The organism is Mycobacterium sp. IDUB_24 (assembly GCF_055419385.1).
The window spans coordinates 379,749-400,387 of the sequence record NZ_JBVAXO010000001.1 but is presented as its reverse complement, the minus strand read 5'-3'; the positions used below and the strand labels follow the sequence as shown (position 1 = coordinate 400,387).

The 20,639-nt window shown below is 66.6% G+C and carries 20 protein-coding genes; 7 read left to right on the top strand and 13 right to left on the bottom strand.

Going from position 1 to position 20,639, the window contains the following annotated elements:
- Nucleotides 1-14 precede the first annotated feature (14 nt).
- Complete coding sequence (car, locus tag ACZYZF_RS02010; RefSeq protein WP_463834379.1) at nt 15-3,488, top strand: carboxylic acid reductase; 3,474 nt, start codon at nt 15-17, stop codon at nt 3,486-3,488.
- Nucleotides 3,489-3,565: 77 nt separating this feature from the next.
- Here the strand turns inward: car and ACZYZF_RS02005 are convergent, their stop codons facing one another.
- Nucleotides 3,566-5,218 carry an outer membrane protein assembly factor BamB family protein gene (locus ACZYZF_RS02005; protein ID WP_463834378.1) on the bottom strand — a complete coding sequence of 551 codons (1,653 nt, stop codon included), beginning with the start codon at nt 5,216-5,218 and terminating at the stop codon, nt 3,566-3,568.
- A gap of 163 nt (nt 5,219-5,381) precedes the next feature.
- Here ACZYZF_RS02005 and ACZYZF_RS02000 point away from each other — a divergent pair, with 163 nt between their 5' ends.
- Nucleotides 5,382-6,650: an HNH endonuclease gene (locus ACZYZF_RS02000; protein ID WP_463834377.1), complete on the top strand. Its 1,269-nt coding sequence runs from the start codon at nt 5,382-5,384 to the stop codon at nt 6,648-6,650.
- Here the strand turns inward: ACZYZF_RS02000 and ACZYZF_RS01995 are convergent.
- The 4 genes from ACZYZF_RS01995 to ruvC are packed head-to-tail and all read right to left on the bottom strand — an operon-like array spanning nt 6,647 to nt 9,247.
- Nucleotides 6,647-7,033, bottom strand: a complete 387-nt coding sequence (locus ACZYZF_RS01995; protein ID WP_463745676.1) for a DUF1304 domain-containing protein — start codon at nt 7,031-7,033, stop codon at nt 6,647-6,649. The two genes, ACZYZF_RS02000 and ACZYZF_RS01995, sit on opposite strands and share 4 nt — an antisense overlap.
- 5 nt (nt 7,034-7,038) lie before the next feature.
- The gene (gene ruvB, locus ACZYZF_RS01990) at nt 7,039-8,094 is read right to left on the bottom strand and encodes a Holliday junction branch migration DNA helicase RuvB (protein WP_463745675.1); all 1,056 of its coding nucleotides are present in this window, start codon (nt 8,092-8,094) and stop codon (nt 7,039-7,041) included.
- The gene (ruvA, locus tag ACZYZF_RS01985) at nt 8,094-8,681 is read right to left on the bottom strand and encodes a Holliday junction branch migration protein RuvA (RefSeq protein ID WP_463834376.1); all 588 of its coding nucleotides are present in this window, start codon (nt 8,679-8,681) and stop codon (nt 8,094-8,096) included. Before ruvA ends, ruvB begins: the two co-directional genes overlap by 1 nt.
- Complete coding sequence (gene ruvC, locus ACZYZF_RS01980; RefSeq protein ID WP_463745673.1) at nt 8,678-9,247, bottom strand: crossover junction endodeoxyribonuclease RuvC; 570 nt, start codon at nt 9,245-9,247, stop codon at nt 8,678-8,680. The genes ruvA and ruvC overlap by 4 nt, the downstream gene beginning before the upstream one ends.
- 94 nt (nt 9,248-9,341) lie before the next feature.
- Between ruvC and ACZYZF_RS01975 the strand changes: the two genes are divergently transcribed.
- Nucleotides 9,342-10,001 carry an NAD(P)H-binding protein gene (locus tag ACZYZF_RS01975; protein WP_463834375.1) on the top strand — a complete coding sequence of 220 codons (660 nt, stop codon included), beginning with the start codon at nt 9,342-9,344 and terminating at the stop codon, nt 9,999-10,001.
- On the opposite strand, the gene ACZYZF_RS01970 is transcribed toward ACZYZF_RS01975, so the two are convergent.
- The 5 genes from ACZYZF_RS01970 to ACZYZF_RS01950 all read right to left on the bottom strand — a co-directional run bounded on the left by ACZYZF_RS01970 (nt 9,970) and on the right by ACZYZF_RS01950 (nt 14,329).
- Nucleotides 9,970-10,371 (bottom strand): hypothetical protein, encoded by a 402-nt coding sequence (locus ACZYZF_RS01970; RefSeq protein WP_463834374.1) that lies wholly within the window; start codon nt 10,369-10,371, stop codon nt 9,970-9,972. The genes ACZYZF_RS01975 and ACZYZF_RS01970 overlap by 32 nt on opposite strands.
- Nucleotides 10,371-11,126 (bottom strand): YebC/PmpR family DNA-binding transcriptional regulator, encoded by a 756-nt coding sequence (locus tag ACZYZF_RS01965; protein ID WP_463745670.1) that lies wholly within the window; start codon nt 11,124-11,126, stop codon nt 10,371-10,373. The genes ACZYZF_RS01970 and ACZYZF_RS01965 overlap by 1 nt, the downstream gene beginning before the upstream one ends.
- A gap of 77 nt (nt 11,127-11,203) precedes the next feature.
- The gene (locus ACZYZF_RS01960) at nt 11,204-11,530 is read right to left on the bottom strand and encodes a hypothetical protein (RefSeq protein WP_463834373.1); all 327 of its coding nucleotides are present in this window, start codon (nt 11,528-11,530) and stop codon (nt 11,204-11,206) included.
- Between the two features lie 28 nt (nt 11,531-11,558).
- Nucleotides 11,559-12,995, bottom strand: coding sequence for an acyl-CoA reductase (locus ACZYZF_RS01955; RefSeq protein WP_463834372.1), 1,437 nt, complete (start codon nt 12,993-12,995; stop codon nt 11,559-11,561).
- Nucleotides 12,992-14,329 (bottom strand): hypothetical protein, encoded by a 1,338-nt coding sequence (locus ACZYZF_RS01950; protein ID WP_463745667.1) that lies wholly within the window; start codon nt 14,327-14,329, stop codon nt 12,992-12,994. Before ACZYZF_RS01950 ends, ACZYZF_RS01955 begins: the two co-directional genes overlap by 4 nt.
- A gap of 75 nt (nt 14,330-14,404) precedes the next feature.
- Here ACZYZF_RS01950 and ACZYZF_RS01945 point away from each other — a divergent pair, with 75 nt between their 5' ends.
- Genes ACZYZF_RS01945 through ACZYZF_RS01930 form a run of 4 tightly spaced genes read left to right on the top strand, consistent with a single transcriptional unit; the run spans nt 14,405 to nt 17,221 of the window.
- Nucleotides 14,405-15,037 (top strand): TetR/AcrR family transcriptional regulator, encoded by a 633-nt coding sequence (locus tag ACZYZF_RS01945; RefSeq protein ID WP_463745666.1) that lies wholly within the window; start codon nt 14,405-14,407, stop codon nt 15,035-15,037.
- Nucleotides 15,038-15,085: 48 nt separating this feature from the next.
- Nucleotides 15,086-15,478, top strand: coding sequence for a carboxymuconolactone decarboxylase family protein (locus ACZYZF_RS01940; protein ID WP_463745665.1), 393 nt, complete (start codon nt 15,086-15,088; stop codon nt 15,476-15,478).
- The gene (locus ACZYZF_RS01935; RefSeq protein WP_463745664.1) at nt 15,471-16,361 is read left to right on the top strand and encodes an NAD(P)-dependent oxidoreductase; all 891 of its coding nucleotides are present in this window, start codon (nt 15,471-15,473) and stop codon (nt 16,359-16,361) included. Before ACZYZF_RS01940 ends, ACZYZF_RS01935 begins: the two co-directional genes overlap by 8 nt.
- The gene (locus ACZYZF_RS01930) at nt 16,358-17,221 is read left to right on the top strand and encodes an SDR family NAD(P)-dependent oxidoreductase (RefSeq protein ID WP_463834371.1); all 864 of its coding nucleotides are present in this window, start codon (nt 16,358-16,360) and stop codon (nt 17,219-17,221) included. The genes ACZYZF_RS01935 and ACZYZF_RS01930 overlap by 4 nt, the downstream gene beginning before the upstream one ends.
- Here the strand turns inward: ACZYZF_RS01930 and ACZYZF_RS01925 are convergent.
- The 3 genes from ACZYZF_RS01925 to tesB form a co-directional block, all read right to left on the bottom strand.
- The gene (locus ACZYZF_RS01925; RefSeq protein ID WP_463745662.1) at nt 17,211-19,097 is read right to left on the bottom strand and encodes an ArnT family glycosyltransferase; all 1,887 of its coding nucleotides are present in this window, start codon (nt 19,095-19,097) and stop codon (nt 17,211-17,213) included. The two genes, ACZYZF_RS01930 and ACZYZF_RS01925, sit on opposite strands and share 11 nt — an antisense overlap.
- Nucleotides 19,098-19,158: 61 nt before the next feature.
- Nucleotides 19,159-19,740 carry a pyridoxal 5'-phosphate synthase glutaminase subunit PdxT gene (gene pdxT / locus ACZYZF_RS01920; RefSeq protein WP_463745661.1) on the bottom strand — a complete coding sequence of 194 codons (582 nt, stop codon included), beginning with the start codon at nt 19,738-19,740 and terminating at the stop codon, nt 19,159-19,161.
- A gap of 22 nt (nt 19,741-19,762) precedes the next feature.
- Entirely contained in the window at nt 19,763-20,611 is an 849-nt protein-coding gene (gene tesB / locus ACZYZF_RS01915; RefSeq protein WP_463745660.1) for an acyl-CoA thioesterase II, read from the bottom strand.
- Between the last annotated feature and the right edge of the window lie 28 nt (nt 20,612-20,639).

The following is a 20,639-nucleotide window of genomic DNA, read 5'->3' as shown; positions in this document are numbered from 1 at the left end:
CTCAGGGGACCGATATGACCACCGAAACACGCGAGGACCGGCTCGGACGCCGGATCGCCAAGCTCTACGAATCCGATACCCAATTCGCCGGCGCGCGCCCCAGCGACGCCGTCAACACCGCCGTCGCCCAGCCCGACCTGCGACTGCCCGCCGTCGTCAAGGGTGTGTTCGCCGGCTACGCCGACCGCCCCGCGCTCGGACAGCGCGCCGTCGAATTCGTCACCGACGCCGATGGCCGCACGTCGGCCGCGCTGCTCCCCCGTTTTGACACCATCACGTACCGGCAGCTGGGCGACCGCGTCCAGGCGGTGACCAACGCCTGGCACAACCATCCGGTGAAGCCCGGCGACCGCGTCGCCATCCTCGGGTTCACCAGCGTGGACTACACCACCGTCGACACCGCCCTCATCGAGCTGGGCGCCGTGTCGGTTCCGCTGCAGACCAGCGCCCCGCTCACCACGCTGCGTCCCATCGTCACCGAAACAGAACCGACCGTGATCGCGGCAAGCATCGACTTCCTCAGCGACGCAGTGGAATTGGTCCGCTCCGGACCCGCGCCTCAGCGCCTGGTGGTGTTCGATTACCGGCCCCAGGTGGACGCTCAGCGTGAGACCTTCGAAGCGGCCAAGGCCGCCCTGGCGGATAGCGGCGTGGTCGTCGAACCGCTGGCCGACGTCCTCGACCGCGGACGGTCGCTGGCCGATGCCCCGCTCTACACCCCGGGCCTGGCCGACCCGCTGACCATGCTGATCTACACCTCCGGCAGCACCGGCACCCCCAAGGGCGCGATGTACCCGGAGAGCAAGGTCGCCAACATGTGGCAGCTCGCGTCGAAGGCCACGTGGGACGAGAACCAGGCTGCGCTGCCCGCGATCACCCTCAACTTCATGCCGATGAGCCACGTCATGGGCCGCGGCATCCTGATCGGCACGCTGAGTTCGGGCGGCACCGCATACTTCGCCGCACGCAGCGATCTGTCGACCTTCCTGGACGATCTCGCCCTGGTCCGGCCCACCCAGCTCAGCTTCGTGCCGCGGATCTGGGACATGCTGTTCCAGGAGTACCAGAGCCGTGTCGACCGTGCCGGAGCAGGATCCGAGGACGCAGTCCTCGCCGAGGTACGCAACGACCTGCTGGGCGGACGGTTCGTCTCCGCGATGACCGGTTCTGCACCGATCTCTGCCGAGATGAAGACCTGGGTGGAGCGCCTGCTCGACATGCACCTGCTGGAGGGATACGGCTCGACCGAGGCCGGTTCCGTCTTCGTCGACGGCCATATCCAGCGTCCGCCGGTGATCGACTACAAGCTGGTCGACGTCCCGGACCTGGGGTACTTCCGTACCGACCGGCCGCACCCGCGTGGTGAGCTGCTGGTGAAGTCCGAGCAGATGTTCCCCGGGTACTACAAGCGCCCGGAGATCACCGCCGAGATGTTCGACGAGGACGGGTATTACCGCACCGGTGACATCGTCGCCGAGCTCGGCCCGGACCACGTCGAATACCTCGATCGGCGCAACAACGTGCTCAAGCTTTCGCAGGGCGAGTTCGTCACCGTGTCCAAGCTGGAGGCAGTGTTCGGCGACAGCCCGCTGGTGCGGCAGATCTTCGTCTACGGCAACAGCGCCCGTTCGTATCTGTTGGCCGTGGTGGTGCCCACCGATCCGTCCGCGTCGAAGCAGGCGATCAACGATTCACTCCAGGACGCGGCGCGTATCGCCGGCCTGCAGTCCTACGAGATCCCGCGGGATTTCATCGTGGAGACAACACCGTTCAGCCTGGAGAACGGCCTGCTGACCGGCATCCGCAAGCTGGCGCGGCCCAACCTGAAGGCCCACTACGGCGAGCAGTTGGAACAGCTCTACACCGAGCTGGCCGACGGCCAGGCCCACGAGCTGAGTGAACTGCGGCGCAACGGCGCGCAGGCTCCGGTTCTGGACACCGTCGGCCGTGCCGCCACCGCCCTGCTGGGCGCCGCGAGCTCCGATGTCGGACCGGATGCGCATTTCACCGATCTTGGCGGAGACTCGTTGTCGGCGTTGACCTTCGGAAACCTGCTGCAGGAGATCTTCGACGTCGAGGTTCCCGTGTCGGCCATCGTCAGCCCGGCGTCGGATCTGCGGACCATCGCCGAGTACATCGAGGCTCAGCGCTCCGGTACCAATGTGCGGCCGACCTTCACCTCGGTGCACGGTCGCAACGCGACCGAAGTCCACGCGTCCGATCTGACGCTGGACAAGTTCATCGACGCCGCAACGTTGGCCGCCGCACCGAGCCTGCCGGGCCCAGCCAGTGAGATCCGCACCGTATTGCTCACCGGCGCAACCGGTTTCCTGGGGCGTTACCTGGCCCTCGAGTGGCTCGAGCGCATGGACCTGGTCGACGGCAAGGTGATCTGCCTGGTCCGCGCGAAGTCGGACGAGGAAGCGCGGGTCCGCCTCGACGCCACGTTCGACAGCGGCGACGCGAAACTGCTTGCCCACTACCGCGAACTCGCCGCCGACCACCTCGAAGTGTTGGCCGGCGACAAGGGTGAAGCCGATCTCGGACTCGAGCCCGAGACCTGGCAGCGCCTTGCCGACACCGTCGATTTCATCGTCGACCCGGCCGCCCTGGTCAACCACGTGCTGCCCTACAGCGAACTGTTCGGTCCCAACGCACTCGGTACTGCCGAGCTCATCCGCATCGCACTCACCACGCGGATCAAGCCGTTCGCCTACGTGTCGACAATCGGCGTGGGTGGGGGCATCGAGCCCGGAAAGTTCGTCGAGGATGCCGATATCCGCGAAATCAGCGCGACCCGTCGCGTGGACGACAGCTACGCCAACGGCTACGGCAACAGCAAGTGGGCCGGCGAGGTCCTGTTGCGCGAGGCCCACGACCTCGCCGGTCTGCCGGTGACGGTGTTCCGCTGCGACATGATCCTGGCCGACACCACCTATGCCGGACAGCTGAACCTGCCGGACATGTTCACCCGCATGATGTTCAGCCTCGTCGCCACCGGTGTCGCGCCGCGCTCGTTCAACCAGCTCGACGCGGACGGCAACCGCCAGCGTTCGCACTACGACGGCCTGCCCGTCGAGTTCATCGCCGAGGCCATCTCCACCCTGGGCTCCCATGTTCAGGACGGCTTCGAGACGTACCACGTGATGAACCCGCACGATGACGGCCTCGGCATGGACGAGTTCGTCGACTTGCTCATCGAGGCCGGTTACCCGATCCAGCGCGTCGCGGATTACCAAGGGTGGCTGTCCCGCTTCGAGACCACGCTGCGGTCCCTGCCGGACCGGCAACGGCAGGCCTCACTGCTGCCGCTGCTGCACAACTACCAGCAGCCCGGTGTGCCGGTGAACGGTGCGATGGCACCGACCGACGTGTTCCGCACCGCGGTGCAGGACGCGAAGATCGGTCCGGACAAGGACATTCCACATGTCGCCCCGGAGATCATCGTCAAGTACATCAGTGATCTGAAACTGCTCGGATTGCTGTAACAGACTTCCCCACAAGGGAAGATCCCCTGAGCGGCCGCGGTCCCCACCAGGACCGCGGCCAATCAGTATGTGCGGACTCAGGCGTGTGCTGGTACCAGGCCGGCGACGTAGCTGTTGCCACATTGTGCGATGACGGCGCCGGCGACCGCGTCTAGTTCGCGCAGCCTTTCATCGCGCGGGCACGGTGATTCGACGCTGACCGGGTTATCGGACGGCCGGGCCGGGTCCACGATCTGCAGGCGTTGCGGGTACTCATATCGGGTGGTGATGACCAGGCGCTGATTGAGCCAGGCAGTTTCGATGGTGTCCAGTCCGTAGCGCGTTTCGATCCGAAGCGGTAGCGGTGACGAGCGGTGGTTGCGGTAGTCCCGTAACAGCCAGGAGTCACCGCCGCCGTAGACCAGCAGCATTCCATCGCGCGCCTCAGACATGGGATAGGTTGCGGGGACCTCGTCGATCATGCGGCCGTCCGGGCTCACCACACGAGTCACGTCTGATTCGGTCGGATCCTGGTGTGGCCGAGGGTCGGACACCACGTACACGTCCGAGCCCGCGTCCGGGGCATATTCGCCGGGCATATCGGTGCGGTGCCCGGTATGTGCATCGATGACTGCGGGCTTGCCGGTGCAGCGGTAGGAGAACTGGCCGGGCGTCCCTGGATCCAATGTCGGATTGCTGCAGTCGATGAGGTCGCTCCAGCGCTCCGCGCCGGTCGCGGGATCTAGAGAGTGAAGGCGCGTGCGACTGTTGTCGATTTCTGGTGCGTCCGCCGTGAATACGACCACGCCGAGGGCGTCGATGGATCCGGTCGCCGCGGTCACCTTGCCACCTGGGCTGTGTTCGCGGCGCCACAGCACCTCGCCGGTACTGCCGTCGAACGCAACGATCGCGCCGTAGAGGAACAGAACAACGATCCCTGCCTCGTCGTCACCATCACGCCGCACCACTAGAAGCCGTCCACTGGTCCCGAAGTCACCTGCATGCCAACGTTTCTTGCCAGTCACACCGTCATAGGCGGTCACCCCGGTGCGGGTGTCGACGACGAAGCCGTTACCGACCGAGTAGATCCGGAGAATTTGATCGCCGCCCACCAACGGCGCCCGGTAACGGACAGAACCGATCTCGTCAGGCACCGGCGCAGGTGTCGCCGCGGCTGCGGTGAGGTCAGGATGCCACACTGCGGCGCGGTGATCCTGAACCGACCGATAGGTCGGCAAAGTGGTCACGAGCACAACGACCAGAAAGGCGCTCAACGCGATTCGCGTGCTGACATCGTGCGCGAATGCCACCCCCACCACGCCCAGGACCGCCGCTGCGACCGCGGACGCCAACGCGGCAGCACTGAGCACCGTCGCCCCGGTGGAGTCGACAAACGCTACGGCGTCACGCGATTCGTACAGATCGACGAGCCGGAGGATGCTCCAGATGGCCAGCGCCGCGGCAGTGAATCCAACGAGTGCGATCAGGGGTTTGCGCCAAGAGCGCCGACTTCGCAGCCCGACGCACAGCAGCACAAGAACGCATACGCAAAGTCCGATGATGATGGCCACCACGCCCATGGCGGTCTGCGAGTACGACATGACATCCGTCGAGGAACGGATCGTCCACATCGCCAATGCGCTTACGATCGCCGCGATCGCAGCCGCGACCGAGGCACCAACGGCCACGCTGGCCAACGGCCGGCGCGGGGATCGATACCACGGGCGGTCAGCTGCGGAGTCCTCGGACATCGGCCAATTTTAAGGGCCGACAACGGCGCCAGCCTGCGGCAAATTCGTGAGGTGGCGCAAATCCCAGATGCAGGGAATCCAGCCGACAACGGGACCGGCAATTGATGGCGCTGGCCGGGCCACCTATTCAGGATTGTCACCGCCCGCGCGTAGACTCGAACACATGTTCGAAACATTCTCGTATGTCGACCCCGATGCCGGTGAGGCCGAGCTGCGGGATCGCATCACCGAACTCGAACGCCTCAAATCGGCCGCCGCAGCCGGCCAGGCGCGCGCCACCGCCGCTCTGGATATCGCCCGCCGCGCCGCAGAATCTGCGGCCGGGGTACCCATCGCCCGACGGGGCCGCGGGCTGAGTTCCGAGATCGGGCTGGCCCGCCAAGAATCCCCGACCCGTGGTCACCAATACCTCACCGACGCCCGCATTCTGGTCCACGACCTGCCGTGCACCCTGGCAGCCCTGGAGCGTGGGGTGCTCACCGAGTGGCGAGCCGGATTGATCGCTCGGGAAGCCGCTTGCCTCTCCCCCGCCGACCGGCACCGCCTCGACGAACAACTCTGCGCCGACCCCACGACGCTGATCGGCCTTGGCGACAAACGCATCAGGGGCGACGCCAAAACCATTGCCTATCAACTTGATCCACAAGCCGTCATCGACCGGGCCACCCGTGCTCCAGAAGACCGCACCGTCACCTTCCGGCCCACCGCCGACAACATGGCCATCATGACCGCCCTGCTACCTGCCGCCGAGGCGGCGACTGTCCACGGCGCGCTCAACGATGCCGCCGACCGTTGCACCGACGGTCGCAGCCGTGGCCAGGCCATGGCCGATACGTTGGTAGCACGCACCACAGGACGCGACACCACAACGCCAGTTCCTGTCTCGGCCAACCTCGTGCTCTCCGACGAAACCCTGTTCGCCGGGTCAGCCCAACCCGCGCGGCTGGAGGGCTACGGACCCATTCCCGCCTCCATGGCGCGCCGACTGATCAGAGACGCCGTCGCCAACGACGATTCCTGGGCCACCTTGCGGCGGCTGTACGCCGCCCCCGACACGGGAGCCTTGGTCGCCATGGAATCCCGCTCACGGCGCTTTCCGAAGCGCCTCGCCCAATTCATCGCATTGCGCGACGACATCTGTCGGACCCCGTACTGCAATGCCCCGATAAGACACATCGACCACGTCACCCCGCATCACCGCCATGGGCCGACCAGCGCTGCCAACGGCGAAGGATTGTGTGAGCGTTGCAACTACGTCAAAGAAGCACCCGGCTGGCGCGTCGTGGCCGCCGTCGACGAGTTCGGCCGCCACTGCACCGAACACATCACCCCCACCGGCGCCGTCTACCGCTCGACCGCGCCGCCACTGCCCGGGGGGATCCGAAGACTCACCCGCGAAATCCACGTGGTGATCAACAGGGGCGCCGCTTAGATCAGCAACGCCGCGACCAGCAGCACAACCGCGATCAGCGGGAAAACGCCCTGGGTGATCGCTGCCCGCGCCTTGTCCGGCGAGGTGATCAGCAGCACCGCCGCAGCGGCCAGCATCGACCCCACCCCGGCGAACACCAGAGCAGCCCCAACCCCGTTGTGCCCCAGGCTCATCGCGACGATGCCCACCACGGTGACGATCGCCAGGAACAGGTTGTAGAAGCCCTGGTTGAACGCCAGCTCTTTGGTTGCCTGAGCCTCCTCCGCACTGATCCCGAAGGTGGCGCGGGTGCGTGGTGAAGTCCAGGTGAGCGACTCCATCACAAAGATATAGACATGCAGAGCCGCCGCGAGTGCGGCAAACACCAAACCGGCGATGACCATGTGGTCTATTCAAACAGCCCGGTCTGTCCAAGTCCGGTAATCGGCGGTTGCATGCCAAGATGCGTCCATGCCAGCGGCGTGGCCACCCGGCCTCGTGGGGTGCGGGCCACCATGCCCGCGCGCACCAGGAAAGGTTCGCAGACTTCCTCGACGGTGGTGGCTTCCTCGCCCACGGCCACTGCCAGGGTCGACACCCCGACCGGACCGCCACCGAAACTGCGGGTGAGCGCCGACAGCACGGCACGGTCGAGGCGATCCAGCCCGAGCTCGTCGACGTCGTAGACCTCCAGCGCGGCCTTGGCGATATCGCACGTGATCACCCCATCGGCGCGGACCTCGGCGTAGTCGCGAACCCGGCGCAGCAGCCGGTTGGCGATGCGGGGCGTGCCACGGGAGCGCCGGGCGATCTCAGTACCGGCCTCACTGCCCAAGTCGATTCCGAGGATGCCGGCCGACCGGGCCAGCACCCGCTCGAGTTCGACAGGTTCATAGAAGTCCATATGCGCGGTGAATCCGAACCGGTCCCGCAGTGGGCCGGTCAGCGCGCCGGACCGCGTGGTCGCCCCCACCAAGGTGAAGGGTGCGACCTCGAGCGGGATCGACGTGGCGCCAGGGCCTTTGCCGACCACCACGTCGACACGGAAATCCTCCATCGCCAGGTACAGCATCTCCTCTGCCGGCCGAGCGATGCGGTGGATCTCGTCGATGAACAGCACGTCGTGTTCGACGAGGTTGGACAGCATCGCGGCCAGGTCCCCCGCCCGTTCCAGGGCCGGCCCCGAGGTGAGCCGCAGTGAGGAGCCGAGCTCAGCCGCGATGATCATCGCGAGCGATGTCTTGCCCAGCCCCGGTGGGCCGGACAGCAGGATGTGATCCGGTGTGCCACCGCGATTCTTGGCGCCTTCGAGCACCAGCGACAACTGCTCACGCACCCGCGGCTGACCGATGAACTCCCCCAGTGAGCGCGGGCGCAGGCTGGCGTCGACATCACCCTCACCGACCGTCAGGGCGGGTGAGACCTCCCGATCCTCGGGCTCGTCGGCGTCGTCGAAGCGACCCATTACTTCTTACCCAACATGGACAGCGCCGCCCGCAGTGCGGAAGCCGTCGTCGCCTCGGGATCGTTGGCCAGAACCTTGTCGGTGGCCTCCTCGGCTTGTTTGGCCGCAAAGCCAAGTCCGACAAGGGCTTCCACCACCGGTGCGCGTACCGCGTGACCGACGGACCCGCCGATGGCCCCTGGGGTGACCGGCCCGATCTTGTCGCGCAGTTCGAGCACCATGCGCTCGGCTCCGCGTTTGCCGATACCGGGAACCCGGGTCAAGGCCGTCACGTCACCGTCGGCCAGGGCCTGACGCAGGTGCTGCGGGTCGTAGACCGCCAGGGTCGCCAATGCGATCTTGGGGCCGACGCCGGATACCCCCAGCAGGGTGAGGAACAGGTCCCGGGCCTCGCCGTCGGCGAACCCGTAGAGCGTCATCGAATCCTCGCGGACGATCATCGCGGTGATCAGCCGTGATTCGGTGCCACGGCGCAGGTTGGCCAGAGTCGACGGGGTGGCCATCACCTTGTAGCCGACGCCGGCGGCCTCGATCACGGCATGGTCGAGGGCGATGTCGATGACCTCACCGCGAACCGACGCGATCATGCCCGCGCCGCCTTCGCGGTGGATTTCAGCTTGGCCTGATACTTGCGGCGCTGCTCGGCGGCCATGGCCTCGGCGGCTGCCATACGCTCGATCATGGGGGCGCGCCAACAGTGACAGATGGCGAGGGCCAGCGCGTCCGCGGCGTCCGCCGGGGTCGGCTTGGCCTGCAGCGCAAGGATTCTGGTGATCATCTCGGTGACCTGCGCCTTGTCGGCGCGGCCGTTGCCGGTGACCGCCGCCTTGACCTCTGAGGGGGTGTGAAAGTGCACCTCGATGTCGCGCCGGGCGGCGGCCAGTGCGATCACTCCGCCTGCCTGGGCGGTACCCATCACGGTCGAGACATTCTGTTGGGCGAAGACCCGCTCGATCGCGATCACGTCGGGCCGGTGGGTGTCCATCCAGTACTCGGCCACATCGCTGATCTCCAGCAACCGTTTCTGCAGCGGTGCGTCGGCCGGGGTGCGGACCACGTCCACATCCAGCGCCGTGACCTGCCGACCACGGCCGCTCTGGACCACCGACAAGCCGCAGCGCGTCAACCCGGGATCCACTCCCATCACCCGCACACGAACCCCTTCGTCAGAACATCTGTTCGAGAGCCTAGCGTGATCCGGCGACAGCCTGCGGCAGGGACACGCAGACATCCGTAGGGTCGAAACCATGCGCGTAGTGATAGCCGGCGGACACGGCAAGATCGCCCTCATCCTGGAACGCCTGCTCACCGAGCGCGGCGACGAAGTGGCCGGGCTGATCCGCAACGCCGCCCAGGCGGCCGACCTCCAGGCTGCCGGCGCCACCGCCATCGTGCTCGACCTGGAGCAGGCGTCGGTCTCCGAGGTAGCCGACGCGGTACGCGACGCCGATGCCGTGGTGTTCGCCGCCGGCGCCGGACCCGGCAGCGGGGCGGCCCGCAAGCAGACCGTGGACCGCGATGCCGCCATCCTGCTGGCGGACGCCGCCGAAGCCGCGGGTGTGGACCGCTACGTGATGGTGTCGGCGATCTCCGCCGACGACCGTTCACTGGACGACAACTACGACGACGTCTTCCGGGCCTATATCCGGGCCAAGTCCGAGGCCGACGCCGACGTGCGGGGCCGCGCCGGATTGCGGACCACCATCGTGCGCCCGGGCGGGCTCACCGATGATCCGGGTACCGGAAACGTGACGATCGCGGAGTCGACCGGCCGGGGAAGCATTCCGCGCGAGGACGTGGCACGCGTGCTGCTCGCCGTGCTACACGAACCCGAGACTGCCGGACGGACCTTTGAGGTGATCTCGGGCGAGACGCCTATCGACGCAGCGCTGCACCCGACGCGATGAACGACGTGATCTGATCGATACGGGCGTTGGTCGCGCCCCAGCCGCGCACGGCTTCCTCACCGAGAGTCCTGTGGTCACGGCGAATCACGATGATCCACGGCGTGCCGAACAGCGAGCGGGCCAACACCCACAGCGGCAGCAGGAGCAGCAACAGCAGGAACTCCGCGGCCACCAGCAGCGCCAACACCAGCACAGGGATCAACAGCACCACAAGGGCGATGTTCAGCACGATGCTGATGATGTCGTCCCCATCGGTGAAGGATGCGTCGCCAAAACCCCAGTCGTCGGGCATCTTTCGGCGCGGCCGCCACGGCAACCAACGCCGGCGCACCGTCCACTTGACACCCTCAGAGTCGAGGACGCTCGCCACTACTCTTCGTCGAGCAGTGCGGCGACATCATCGGGGATGTCGATGTTGGTGTACACGTCTTGCACGTCGTCGCTGTCCTCCAGCGCATCCACGAGCTTGAACACCTTCCGGGCGCCCTCCAGGTCGACCGGCACGCTCACCGACGGCTGGAAGCTGGCCTCGGCCGAGTCGTAGTCGATGCCGGCATCCTGCAGCGCGGTGCGCACCGCGACCAGGTCAGTGGGCTCGGAGATGATCTCGAACGAGTCGCCGAGATCATTCACCTCTTCGGCGCCGGCCTCCAGGACGGCCATCAGCACGTCGTCCTCGGTCAGACCGTTCTTCTCCAGCGTCACCACGCCCTTGCGGGAGAACAGGTAGGCCACCGAGCCAGGGTCCGCCATGTTGCCGCCGTTGCGGGTCATCGCGACCCGCACCTCGCCGGCTGCCCGGTTGCGGTTGTCGGTCAGGCACTCGATGAGCACCGCGACACCGTTCGGTCCGTAGCCCTCATAGGTGATGTTCTGCCAGTCGGCCCCGCCGGCCTCTTCACCACCGCCACGCTTGCGGGCGCGCTCGATGTTGTCGTTTGGCACCGAGCTCTTCTTGGCCTTCTGAATGGCGTCGTAGAGGGTCGGGTTACCAGCCGGGTCTCCCCCGCCGACACGCGCCGCGACCTCGATGTTCTTGATCAACTTGGCGAACATTTTGCCGCGCTTGGCGTCGACGACGGCCTTCTTGTGCTTGGTGGTGGCCCACTTGGAATGGCCGCTCATGCAGGTACGCCCCTCTTCCGGTTAAAACTCCGGCCCTCCAGTTTACGTGGCGGGCCCTCACGCGCTCGATACGACGTCTACAAGGCCTTCAGCAAGACGAATGTCGTGCCCGCCGCGGCGGTACACAGCACCGGCCAGTACCAGATGTGCCAACGCCGCCAGTGCCCGATCGCCATGCCGATCGGGGCGAGGACGACGGTCGCGAGGGTCAGCACCGCCCATCCGGCCATCGTCGACGCCTCGTCGGCGTGCTCGGGATACGCGCCACTGAAGCCCATCGGAAAGATCGCGGCGAACGCCAGCAACACGGCAAGCAGACCGACGACGACCCATGCGGCCCAGCTGATCACCGACTCCGCGACACCAGGCCGGCGCCGGACGGACGCTGGCGACGACGCAGACATGCAGGCAGCGTACGCCGACACGTGGGCGTCACCCGGCACTTGCCGGCAGCGCCGCATTGGCGTCCGAGCCGCAAATGTCATCGTCCCCCATCCAGTGCACCAAACGGGCCAGCGGGTACATGGCGTCGTGCGGGCCACCGGCGACGTGACCATTGGCGGTGCCCACCCGGCACACCCGCTGACCACCCGCGCCGGCCAAGGCGTCACGCAACTGCGCCTTGCGGTCGAACGGGTATACACCGACGGTCTGGGTTGCGACGTTGACATGGCGGACCGCGTCGTCCAGCGATCCCACCATCACCACGTTGGAGATCTTGTTCGACGGATGAAAGTCCACCGGCGCGTCGGACAGCAGCACCATGCCGCGGCCGTCGAAGCGGCCGAACACCTCGAGTTCGTCACCCATCGCGCCCATCACCTCGATCTCGTCCCGGATGTCGGTGGGCGGCAGCGGCGCCTCGGCCGATCCGAACAGTCGGTCAACGCCCAGACGTGGCAGCAGCGTGGCGCAGAACCGGCGAGCCTCGGCCCGATCGGTGGTCTCGAGGAACACGAAACGGCTGGCCAGACAGGCCTCCTGGTTGAAGACACAGGTGTCGGCCGCGACCCGCTCGGCCACCTCGGCGAGCGCCTCGTCGGAGGCGAACACCTCACGGCCGATCATCGAGATCGAGCTCTTGGGGTCGAAGGACACCAGTTGGATGCCGGGGCCGAGGTATTTGATGACGTTGTTGATGGCCGGACCGCCGCCCCAGGCCACGATCTTGTCGAAGTACTGGGGGCGGTAGATGGCGCGCTCGACCGCCTCGTCACCGCCGGCCCAGTACACCGCCGACATCGACTGCACCACAGGATGATTCGGATCGACCTCGGCCATGGTGCGCAGCACCGCCACGGTGGTGAAGGGATCCGAGGAGGGCATCTTGAACAGGCTGACAGCCTTGACGAGAGCGCCTTGGGCGATCGAGGCGATGCAGCCTGCCGGGGCGTTGCCGGCCAGCATGTGCACCATGCGGGGCGGGAAAGCCCGAATCGCACCGGCGTTGCCGGCCGCATCCGTCCGGCTCACCCAGCCGTCGAGCACCGCCGGGTCGGCGAAGTTCGACTCGACCTGTGCCCACAGACTGTTCCGGCTCAACAACGCCGGCGCGCTCCGGTAGAGATTCTCCACCACCCGGCGCGGTAGCGGATTGGTCTCGGCCACCAGATCCAGACAACGCTGCAGGTGCGCGTTGTCGTCGAGCGCCAGGCGCTTGCCGGTTTCGACGAGGAAGTCGACGATCTCGGCCAGCGGCACGTTCAGCAGCGGGGGAAGCTCCGCCCGGGGAGTGATCAGGGCATCGAGATCGATTGCCGGCGTGACGAAGTCGATGCCGAGGTCACGCGAGCTGTGCGGGATGGCACCGTCCTCCGGCGCATCCACCAGCGCCCCTCGGATGATGAACGGGGCCCGCAGCACGCTCATGCCTCGCCCCGCACGTAGGCGTCGATGGTGCCCGAGCAGGTGATCTTGTCCCCACCCAGATCGGCATAGCGGGTGATGTCGGGACCGACGGTCGGCCCCTGGTGCCCGCAGCCGCACGGCCCGAAATCGGCGTCGATGCGATCACCGGAGATGACTCCACCCCAGCGGCCGTCCAGCGACAGGTCGAAGAACGCGCCTCGCGCCTGCACCGGCCCCGCCGAGGTGTCGATGAGATTCTCGCCGGGTTCGTCCAACGGCAGCAACAACACCCACGGCGGCACGTGGTAACGCCCGGCCCGGCACTTCGGGAACGGGGTGTTCAGTTCCTGCATCGTGTAGAAGTGATACACCCGCTCGTCGGCGATGTTGAAGGTGCCGAAGATGAACTCCCGGTAGTCCGGCGGCAGTGCCGCACCTTTGAGACCGCCGGCCACCAGCAGCGCCGTATCGTCGCGGAAGTCATTACCGGAGAATCCTTTTGCCCGCACCCCCTGCGCCACCTGATAGAGCGAGGCGAACATTCCGGTAAGCAGCAATTGCCGGTCGCGCCCGGCGATCAGCTCATCGACCGCTGCGGCGGTCGCAGTGTCCATCGCGCTCTGCCGGCCGGCACTGGTGGTTTCGAAGGAGGCGATCTCCGAAGGGCCTGCGCTGCCGTCGGCGATGCGGCGGCGCAGGTCGATCATCGCCATGATGGAGCCGACCGAGATGGGCTCGACGGGCAGCTGATAGCTGTCGGCCTCGGACGAGAATGCCCCCACCAGCGCGATACGGGTACGTTCGTTCCGCTCGACATTGGTGCGTGGCCCCAGGCCGAACATCTTCCGGCTGCCGTCGGCCGGTATGCCGGTGGCCCAGGTCAATCCGGTGACATTGGCGCGCGAGGCAACCTCCAGGTCGGACTCCGAGCAGGCGATCATGGCCGGTTTTCCGCTGGTACCACTGGAGCAGGTCAGGTAGCACCCCACGGACTCCATCCTGGCCACGAAGTCGTCGAGCCCGGCCACGCCGTCGACGTCGACACCGGACGGATCGCAGGCCGATACCGTGCCGACCCACTTGGCCATCCGGTCCCACCTGCCCTCGGTCAGCCAGTTCTGTGCGTAGCTCTTGTAGGCGCCGTGCGCGAAGAGTAGTGGAACCAGCTCTTGATACTCGACCACCTTGGTGATCTCGGCAGACTGAGAGCGGTTGCGCAGCAACGGGATCTGGTCGACGTGCGCGGAGAACCGCTCGTTGACCGCATCGAGCTGCAGCTGCCGCACGTCGGCGGGTGCGATGTCGTAGCGATCGGGCGCCGTCTGCAGAGCAAGTAGTTGATCGACCGCGGTCATGGCGACTCCTGAGAGAAAGGGGCGAACCCGCATTTAATAGCACCTAATGCGTTTCATTACTGCTACTGTGACGTGGTGGACCGAATTCGTCAAGTGGGCCGCCCCACCCGGGAGCAGGCTGCGCAGCGCCACGTCGAGTTGCTCGACTGCGCGCTGGAAATGTTCTTGGAGAACGGATTCGAGCGCTCCAGCATCGACGGAATCGCGGCGGCCGCCGGCATGGCAAAGCGCACCATCTACGGCCTGTATCCCGACAAGGCCGCATTGTTCGAAGCCTCGGTGCAACGCGCGGTGGACCGGTGGCTGGTCCCGATCGAGACGCTACGTGCGGCCGAGACCGACGACCTGGAGGAAACCCTGCTCGCGATCGGCCGGATCCGGTTGGCCGGTATCACCAGTCCGGCCGGTATCGCGTTGCAGCGCATCCTCAATGCCGAGGGCAACCGCTTCCCACGACTGTTCCGGCTCGTGTACGAACAGGGCACCCTGCCGGCGCTGACATTCATCGCCGAGGTCCTCGCCCGCCACGCCGAGGCCGGAATCATCGAGATCGACGACCCCGCGGTGGTCGGCGGCGCGTTCTTGAGCATGGTCGTCGGCGGGCCCGCCACCGGCGCACTCTGGGGTGTGTCCTGGGATCCTGACGACCTTGAGAAGCGCATGCGGATCTTGGTGCGGCTGTTCCTCGACGGGGTACGACCGCGATGACCGGAACGCGGCAGTACGACAACTGCCCGAACCTCTGAAAGGCACGCCATGGATCAAGACACGTACGACAAGGGATTGGCGATCCGCACCGCCGTCCTGGGCGAGGACTATGTCCGTAAGGCGGCCGGCAACGTCGACGCCTTCTCCAAACCGCTACAGGACCTGGTCACCGAATACTGCTGGGGCGCGGTGTGGGGTCGCGAAGGCCTGGAACTGAAGACCCGCAGCATGCTGAACCTGGCGATGATCGCGATACTCAATCGACCCAACGAATTGAGCACCCACATCCGGGGCGCGCTCACCAACGGCGTCACCCGCGAGGAGATCTGCGAGATATTCCTGCAGGTCGGCATCTACGCGGGTATCCCGGCCGCCGTCGACAGCTTCCGGCTGGCCCGCGCCGTGTTCGCCGAGCTCGACGAGAGCCCGGCCGATGAGTGAGCCGATCGGCTTCATCGGCTTGGGCAACATGGGGTTTCCGATGATGGGCCGGCTGCTGAGAGCCGGCCACCCGGTGGTCGCCTTCGACGTCCGCGAGGACGTGCTCGCCAAGGCGACCGCGCTGGGTGCCCAGCCGGCCCACTCGGTACGCGATGTGGCAGACCGGGGTGAGACGGTACTGGCCAGCCTGCCGACCCCGCAGGTCTCCGAGTCCGTGGTGGCCGACGTCGCGGCCGGGTCCCGGGTCAAACGCTTCGTCGACCTGTCCACGGTCGGAGGCGCCGCCGCGCAACGCAATCACGCCGTTCTGGCCGCACACGGCATCGCCGCGCTGGACAGCCCGGTCAGCGGCGGGATGCACGGCGCCCAGGCCGGCACCCTGGCGGTGATGGTGTCCGGTCCGCGCCACGAATTCGACGCACTGGAAACGGTTTTCGAGACCCTCGGTCGGGCGATCTTCGTCTCCGAACAGCCCGGCGCCGCGCAAACCATGAAGCTGATCAACAACCTGATGGCCGCCACCACCCTGGCCGCGACCGCCGAGGTGATGGTGATGGGCGTCAAGGCCGGACTGGACGCCGACGTGATGATCGATGTGCTCAATGCCGGGTCGGGCGGGACACACGCCAGCCGAGACAAGTTTCCGCGCGCCGTACTCCCCCGCACCTTCGACTACGGGTTTGCCACCGGCTTGATGGCCAAGGACGTCGGACTGTACCTCGATGAGGCCGCCTCCCTGGGCCTGCCGGTCGAGATGGCCACTACCGTGCAACGGATCTGGGAGCAGACACTGCGCACCGAAGGCGCCGAATCCGACTTCACCTCCGTCATCAAACCGATGGAGGAGGCCGCCGGCGTCGTGGTCGAGGGACAACACCGATGAGCATCCGTGGGAAGACGTGCGTGATCACCGGAGCAACCTCCGGACTGGGCCGTGAGTCCGCCCGGGCCCTGGCTTCGGCCGGTGCGCACGTGGTGTTGGCGTCCCGCAACGCCGACACACTCTCGCAGACCCGTGACGGGATCCTCACCGAAATGCCCGAGGCACACCTCTCCGTCGTCGTCGTCGATCTCGCCTCAGTGGCCAGTGTTCGCACGGCCGCATCGCAGATCGCCGACATCGCCCCGGTGATCGACGTGCTGATGAACAACGCCGGGGTGATGTTCACCCCGTTCGGCCGCACCCAGGACGGCTTCGAAACACAGTTCGGGACAAACCATCTGGGACATTTCGCGCTGACAAACCTATTGCAGCCGCAGTTCGTCGAGGGCACCCGCATCGTCAATCTCTCCTCCGAGGGCCATCGTCTCGGTGGCATCGATCTGGGCGATCCGAACTGGGAGCGCCGCGATTACGACAAGTTCGCCGCGTACGGCGCGGCCAAGACCGCCAACATCCTGCATGCCGTCGAGCTCGACCGGCGGCTTCGTGGTCGGGGTATCCGTGCGTTCGCCGTGCATCCGGGAATGGTCGCCACGAACCTGGCCAGGCACATGTCGCGCGAGGATGTGATCGCGGTCAGCGGGCAGGCCCGCTCACGGGCCATCGAGGTGTCCACGCCCGAGCAGGGCGCGGCCACCCAGGTGTGGGCGGCGGTCAGCACCGACCTCGACGGCCGTGGCGGGCTGTACCTGTCCGACTGCGCGGTGCGCACCGATGCCGAGCCCTATGCCACGGATCCGGACCGGGCCGAAAAGCTCTGGGAGGTTTCGGAATCCCTGTGCGCGACGGCTATTTCCTAAGCGGCGCGCTCAAGTCGTACACCGTGTCCGAGCCCACCTTGGTCGAGGTGAAGTTCGCCTTCACCCAGTCGGAGATATCGGTGTGCGAATTGTTGGTGAAGAAACCGCCGTGGTCCTTGTCCTTGGGCTCGGGCAGGATGTAGTAGCTGACCTGCCGGTCGGCGACGTAGGTCTGGAACTGCGCCAGCGTGGGCACCGGATCACTGCCGGTGAAGCCACCGATCGCCATGACTGCTGTGCCGGTGGACAATTCGAGGCCGGCCGCGGCCCCGGACCGGTTGATGGCCGCCGACCACTTGGTGGTGGTGGCCCGCAGCATCGCATTCACCTCGGGATTGTCGGAATGCCAACCGTGCCCGTGGCCGTCGTCGGGATCGGCCGGTCCGACGCTCGGCCCGCCTCCGGTGTGCGGCTGCCCCAGGGTGGCCACCGTGTATCCCGTCGTGCCGCTCAGTCCACCGATCAGCGCCGCCACCAGCGCGACGGTCGCCGCGGTACGGTTTCCGCCACGCAGCGCCCACAGCAGGCCGGCAGTGGCCACCACGGTCACGATCAGGATCGACCACCGCAGGGGTGGAAGCCACGACGCATTGCGGCCCAGAATCCAGAAGCTCCACACTCCCGTGCCCAGAAGCATCGTGATCAAACCGATCTGACCCAGCCGGTCGTCGCGCCGCCGCCACATCTCGTGGATGCCGATCGCAAACATTGCCGCCACCGCGGGCACCAGAGACAGGCAGTAGTAGGCGTGCACGCTGGTCTTCATGAAGCTCAGCACCAGACCGTCGATCACCAGCCAGGTGCCGAACAAGATGGCCCCGGCCCGCACGATGTCGGTGCGCGGCGCTCGACCGCGTGACACCAGCACCAGCACCACCGCCAGCAGGGCGGCAGGCACCAGCCAGCCGATCTCGAAACCGAACTCGCCGGTGAACAATCGCGGCAGGCCCTGGGTCTGGTTGCCGAACCCGCCGAAACCATTCCGCTCGGCGGCGTGGGCCACCGGATCGACGTCCACGTGCGTGCCGTAGTGGTTGTGACCGAGGACCCGGCCGAACCCGTTGTAGCCCAACACGAGATTCATGAAGTTGTTGTCGGTGGACCCTGCGAGGTAAGGCCGCGACGAGGCCGGCCACACGAGGGTGAGCAGCACGAACCAGCCCGACGACGCGAGGAACGCGGCCAGTGAGCCCAGCAGGTGCAGCAGCCGGCGCCGGACCGTGACGGGTGCGGCGAACAGGTAGACCAGCCCGATGGCAGGCATGACCATCAGCCCTTCGAGCATCTTGGCCAGGAACGCGAACCCGAGCGCGACACCGGCCAGCGCCATCCAGCGTCCGCCGTTCTGCTCCAGTGCACGCACCGCGAAGTAGGCGGCGGCCGTCATCAACAGGACCATCACCGCATCGGGATTGTTGAACCGGAACATCAGCGCCGTCACCGGCGTGACGGCCAGCGCGGCACCGGCCAGCAGCGCGGCGCGCGGGCCGCAAATCCAGCGCACGGCCCCGTAGATCAGCGCGACGGCGCCGACGGCCATCAACGCTTCCGGGATGAGCATGCTGGCGCTGCTGAATCCGAACAACTGACCCGAGAACGCCATCACCCACTGCGATACCGGTGGCTTGTCCACGGTGATGAAGTTGTTCGGATCCAGCGACCCGAAGAGCAGTGCCTCCCAGTTGGTCGATCCGGCCTGTACCGCGGCGGCGTAGAAGTCGTTGCCCATCCCGTTGACGGTGATGTTCCACAGGTAGGCCGCGGCCGTGGCGATCAGCAGCGCTGCGAACGCCAGGCGCTCACGATCGACTCGCGGGGCACTGGGCGGGGCTTCGATCGCAGGCTCAGTGGAGGCATCCTCCAACGTCGTCGTCACACGTCCATTAAGTCGGCGCCGGCTATGACTGAGCTATGCGGCCGCCGTGGGTTTGCTGGGGTCAGAGCGAATCGACGAACAGTTTGTGGATGCGACGGTCCCCGGTCATCTCCGGATGAAAAGACGTCGCCAGCATCGAGCCCTGGCGCACCGCGACGATGTGATCGGCGGCACGGGCCAGCACCTTGACGTCGGGGCCGACCCGCTCGACCCACGGTGCCCGGATGAACACCGCATGCACCGGGGTGTCGAGCCCCTCGAAGTCGATGTCACCCTCGAAGGAATCGACCTGACGACCAAAAGCGTTGCGCCGCACCGTCATATCGATACCGCCGAGAGGCAGCGCGGCCCGGCCCGGCACACCGGCATCGGCGATCTCACCGGCCAGCAGGATCATGCCCGCGCAGGAGCCGTAGCAGGGCAGCCCCGCAGCGATCCGTGCCCGCAACGGTTCGAGAAGTTCGAACTCGCGCAGCAGGTGGCTCATCGCAGTGGATTCCCCACCGGGGATCACCAGGGCGTCGACCGCGTCGAGTTCGGAAAGTCGCCGCACAGTGCCCGCTTCGGCACCCGCCGCACGCAGCGCGGCCAGGTGCTCGCGAGTGTCACCCTGCAACGCGAGCACCCCGACCCGGGGGCTCACGACCCCACTCCGACCCGGAGGGTCATGAGCCCTCCGGCGGGACGAAATTGCGTTGGAAGCGGGTCAGACCCTCCTGCATCACCGCGGCCACCATCTCGCCGTAGCGGTTGAAGATCTTGCCCTGGGTCAGTGAACGCCCCCCACACGCCGAAGGTGAGGACTGGTCGTAGAGCAGCCATTCGTCGGCCCGGAACGGCCGCATGAACCACATCGCATGGTCGAGGGACGCCACCATCAGATGCTTACGTACATCGAGATGGCTGACCTGGGCCGAACCCAGCAGGGTGAGATCGCTCATGTAGGCCAGTGCGCAGATGTGCAAGACGTGATCGTCGGGCAGCGGGTCACGGTGGCGGAACCACACCTGCTGCTGGGAGGCCTTGCCGGGAATGCGCGTCACCCGATCCCGCGGAACGATCCGGACGTCCCATTCGTCGAACTGGGCGAAGCCGGCGTCATCGAACGCTCCACCGGACCGGAATCCCGGCAGGTCGTCCGGCGCCGGGGCCTCCGGCATCGCGTCCTGGTGTTCGATGCCGGTCTGGTCCGTCTGGAAAGACGCCGACATCGTGAAGATCGTCTCGCCGTGCTGGATCGCACTCACCCGGCGCGTGGCGAACGAACCGCCGTCGCGGATGCGTTCGACGATGTAGACCGACGGTGCCCTGGCGTCGCCGGGCCGCAGAAAGTAACCGTGCAGGGAGTGCACCTGAAACCTCGGATCCACCGTGCGCACCGCCGAGACCAGCGATTGGCCCGCTACGTGGCCGCCGAAGGTGCGCTGCAGGAAGCCCGACTCGGGGCTGAACACCCCGCCGCGATAGATGTTGACCTCGAGCTGCTCCAGATCGAGGATCTCTTCAATCGCCATGCAGTTAACTTTGCCCTTCGCGCAAGCG

Excerpts from the sequence above, each read along its gene's own strand:
- car (WP_463834379.1), top strand. The coding sequence starts at position 15 with ATGACCACCGAAACACGCGAGGACCGGCTCGGACGCCGGATCGCCAAG.
- ACZYZF_RS02005 (WP_463834378.1), bottom strand. The coding sequence starts at position 5,218 with ATGTCCGAGGACTCCGCAGCTGACCGCCCGTGGTATCGATCCCCGCGC.
- ACZYZF_RS02000 (WP_463834377.1), top strand. The coding sequence starts at position 5,382 with ATGTTCGAAACATTCTCGTATGTCGACCCCGATGCCGGTGAGGCCGAG.
- ACZYZF_RS01995 (WP_463745676.1), bottom strand. The coding sequence starts at position 7,033 with ATGGTCATCGCCGGTTTGGTGTTTGCCGCACTCGCGGCGGCTCTGCAT.
- ruvB (WP_463745675.1), bottom strand. The coding sequence starts at position 8,094 with ATGGGTCGCTTCGACGACGCCGACGAGCCCGAGGATCGGGAGGTCTCA.
- ruvA (WP_463834376.1), bottom strand. The coding sequence starts at position 8,681 with ATGATCGCGTCGGTTCGCGGTGAGGTCATCGACATCGCCCTCGACCAT.
- ACZYZF_RS01975 (WP_463834375.1), top strand. The coding sequence starts at position 9,342 with ATGCGCGTAGTGATAGCCGGCGGACACGGCAAGATCGCCCTCATCCTG.
- ACZYZF_RS01965 (WP_463745670.1), bottom strand. The coding sequence starts at position 11,126 with ATGAGCGGCCATTCCAAGTGGGCCACCACCAAGCACAAGAAGGCCGTC.
- ACZYZF_RS01960 (WP_463834373.1), bottom strand. The coding sequence starts at position 11,530 with ATGTCTGCGTCGTCGCCAGCGTCCGTCCGGCGCCGGCCTGGTGTCGCG.
- ACZYZF_RS01955 (WP_463834372.1), bottom strand. The coding sequence starts at position 12,995 with ATGAGCGTGCTGCGGGCCCCGTTCATCATCCGAGGGGCGCTGGTGGAT.
- ACZYZF_RS01950 (WP_463745667.1), bottom strand. The coding sequence starts at position 14,329 with ATGACCGCGGTCGATCAACTACTTGCTCTGCAGACGGCGCCCGATCGC.
- ACZYZF_RS01940 (WP_463745665.1), top strand. The coding sequence starts at position 15,086 with ATGGATCAAGACACGTACGACAAGGGATTGGCGATCCGCACCGCCGTC.
- ACZYZF_RS01935 (WP_463745664.1), top strand. The coding sequence starts at position 15,471 with ATGAGTGAGCCGATCGGCTTCATCGGCTTGGGCAACATGGGGTTTCCG.
- ACZYZF_RS01930 (WP_463834371.1), top strand. The coding sequence starts at position 16,358 with ATGAGCATCCGTGGGAAGACGTGCGTGATCACCGGAGCAACCTCCGGA.
- tesB (WP_463745660.1), bottom strand. The coding sequence starts at position 20,611 with ATGGCGATTGAAGAGATCCTCGATCTGGAGCAGCTCGAGGTCAACATC.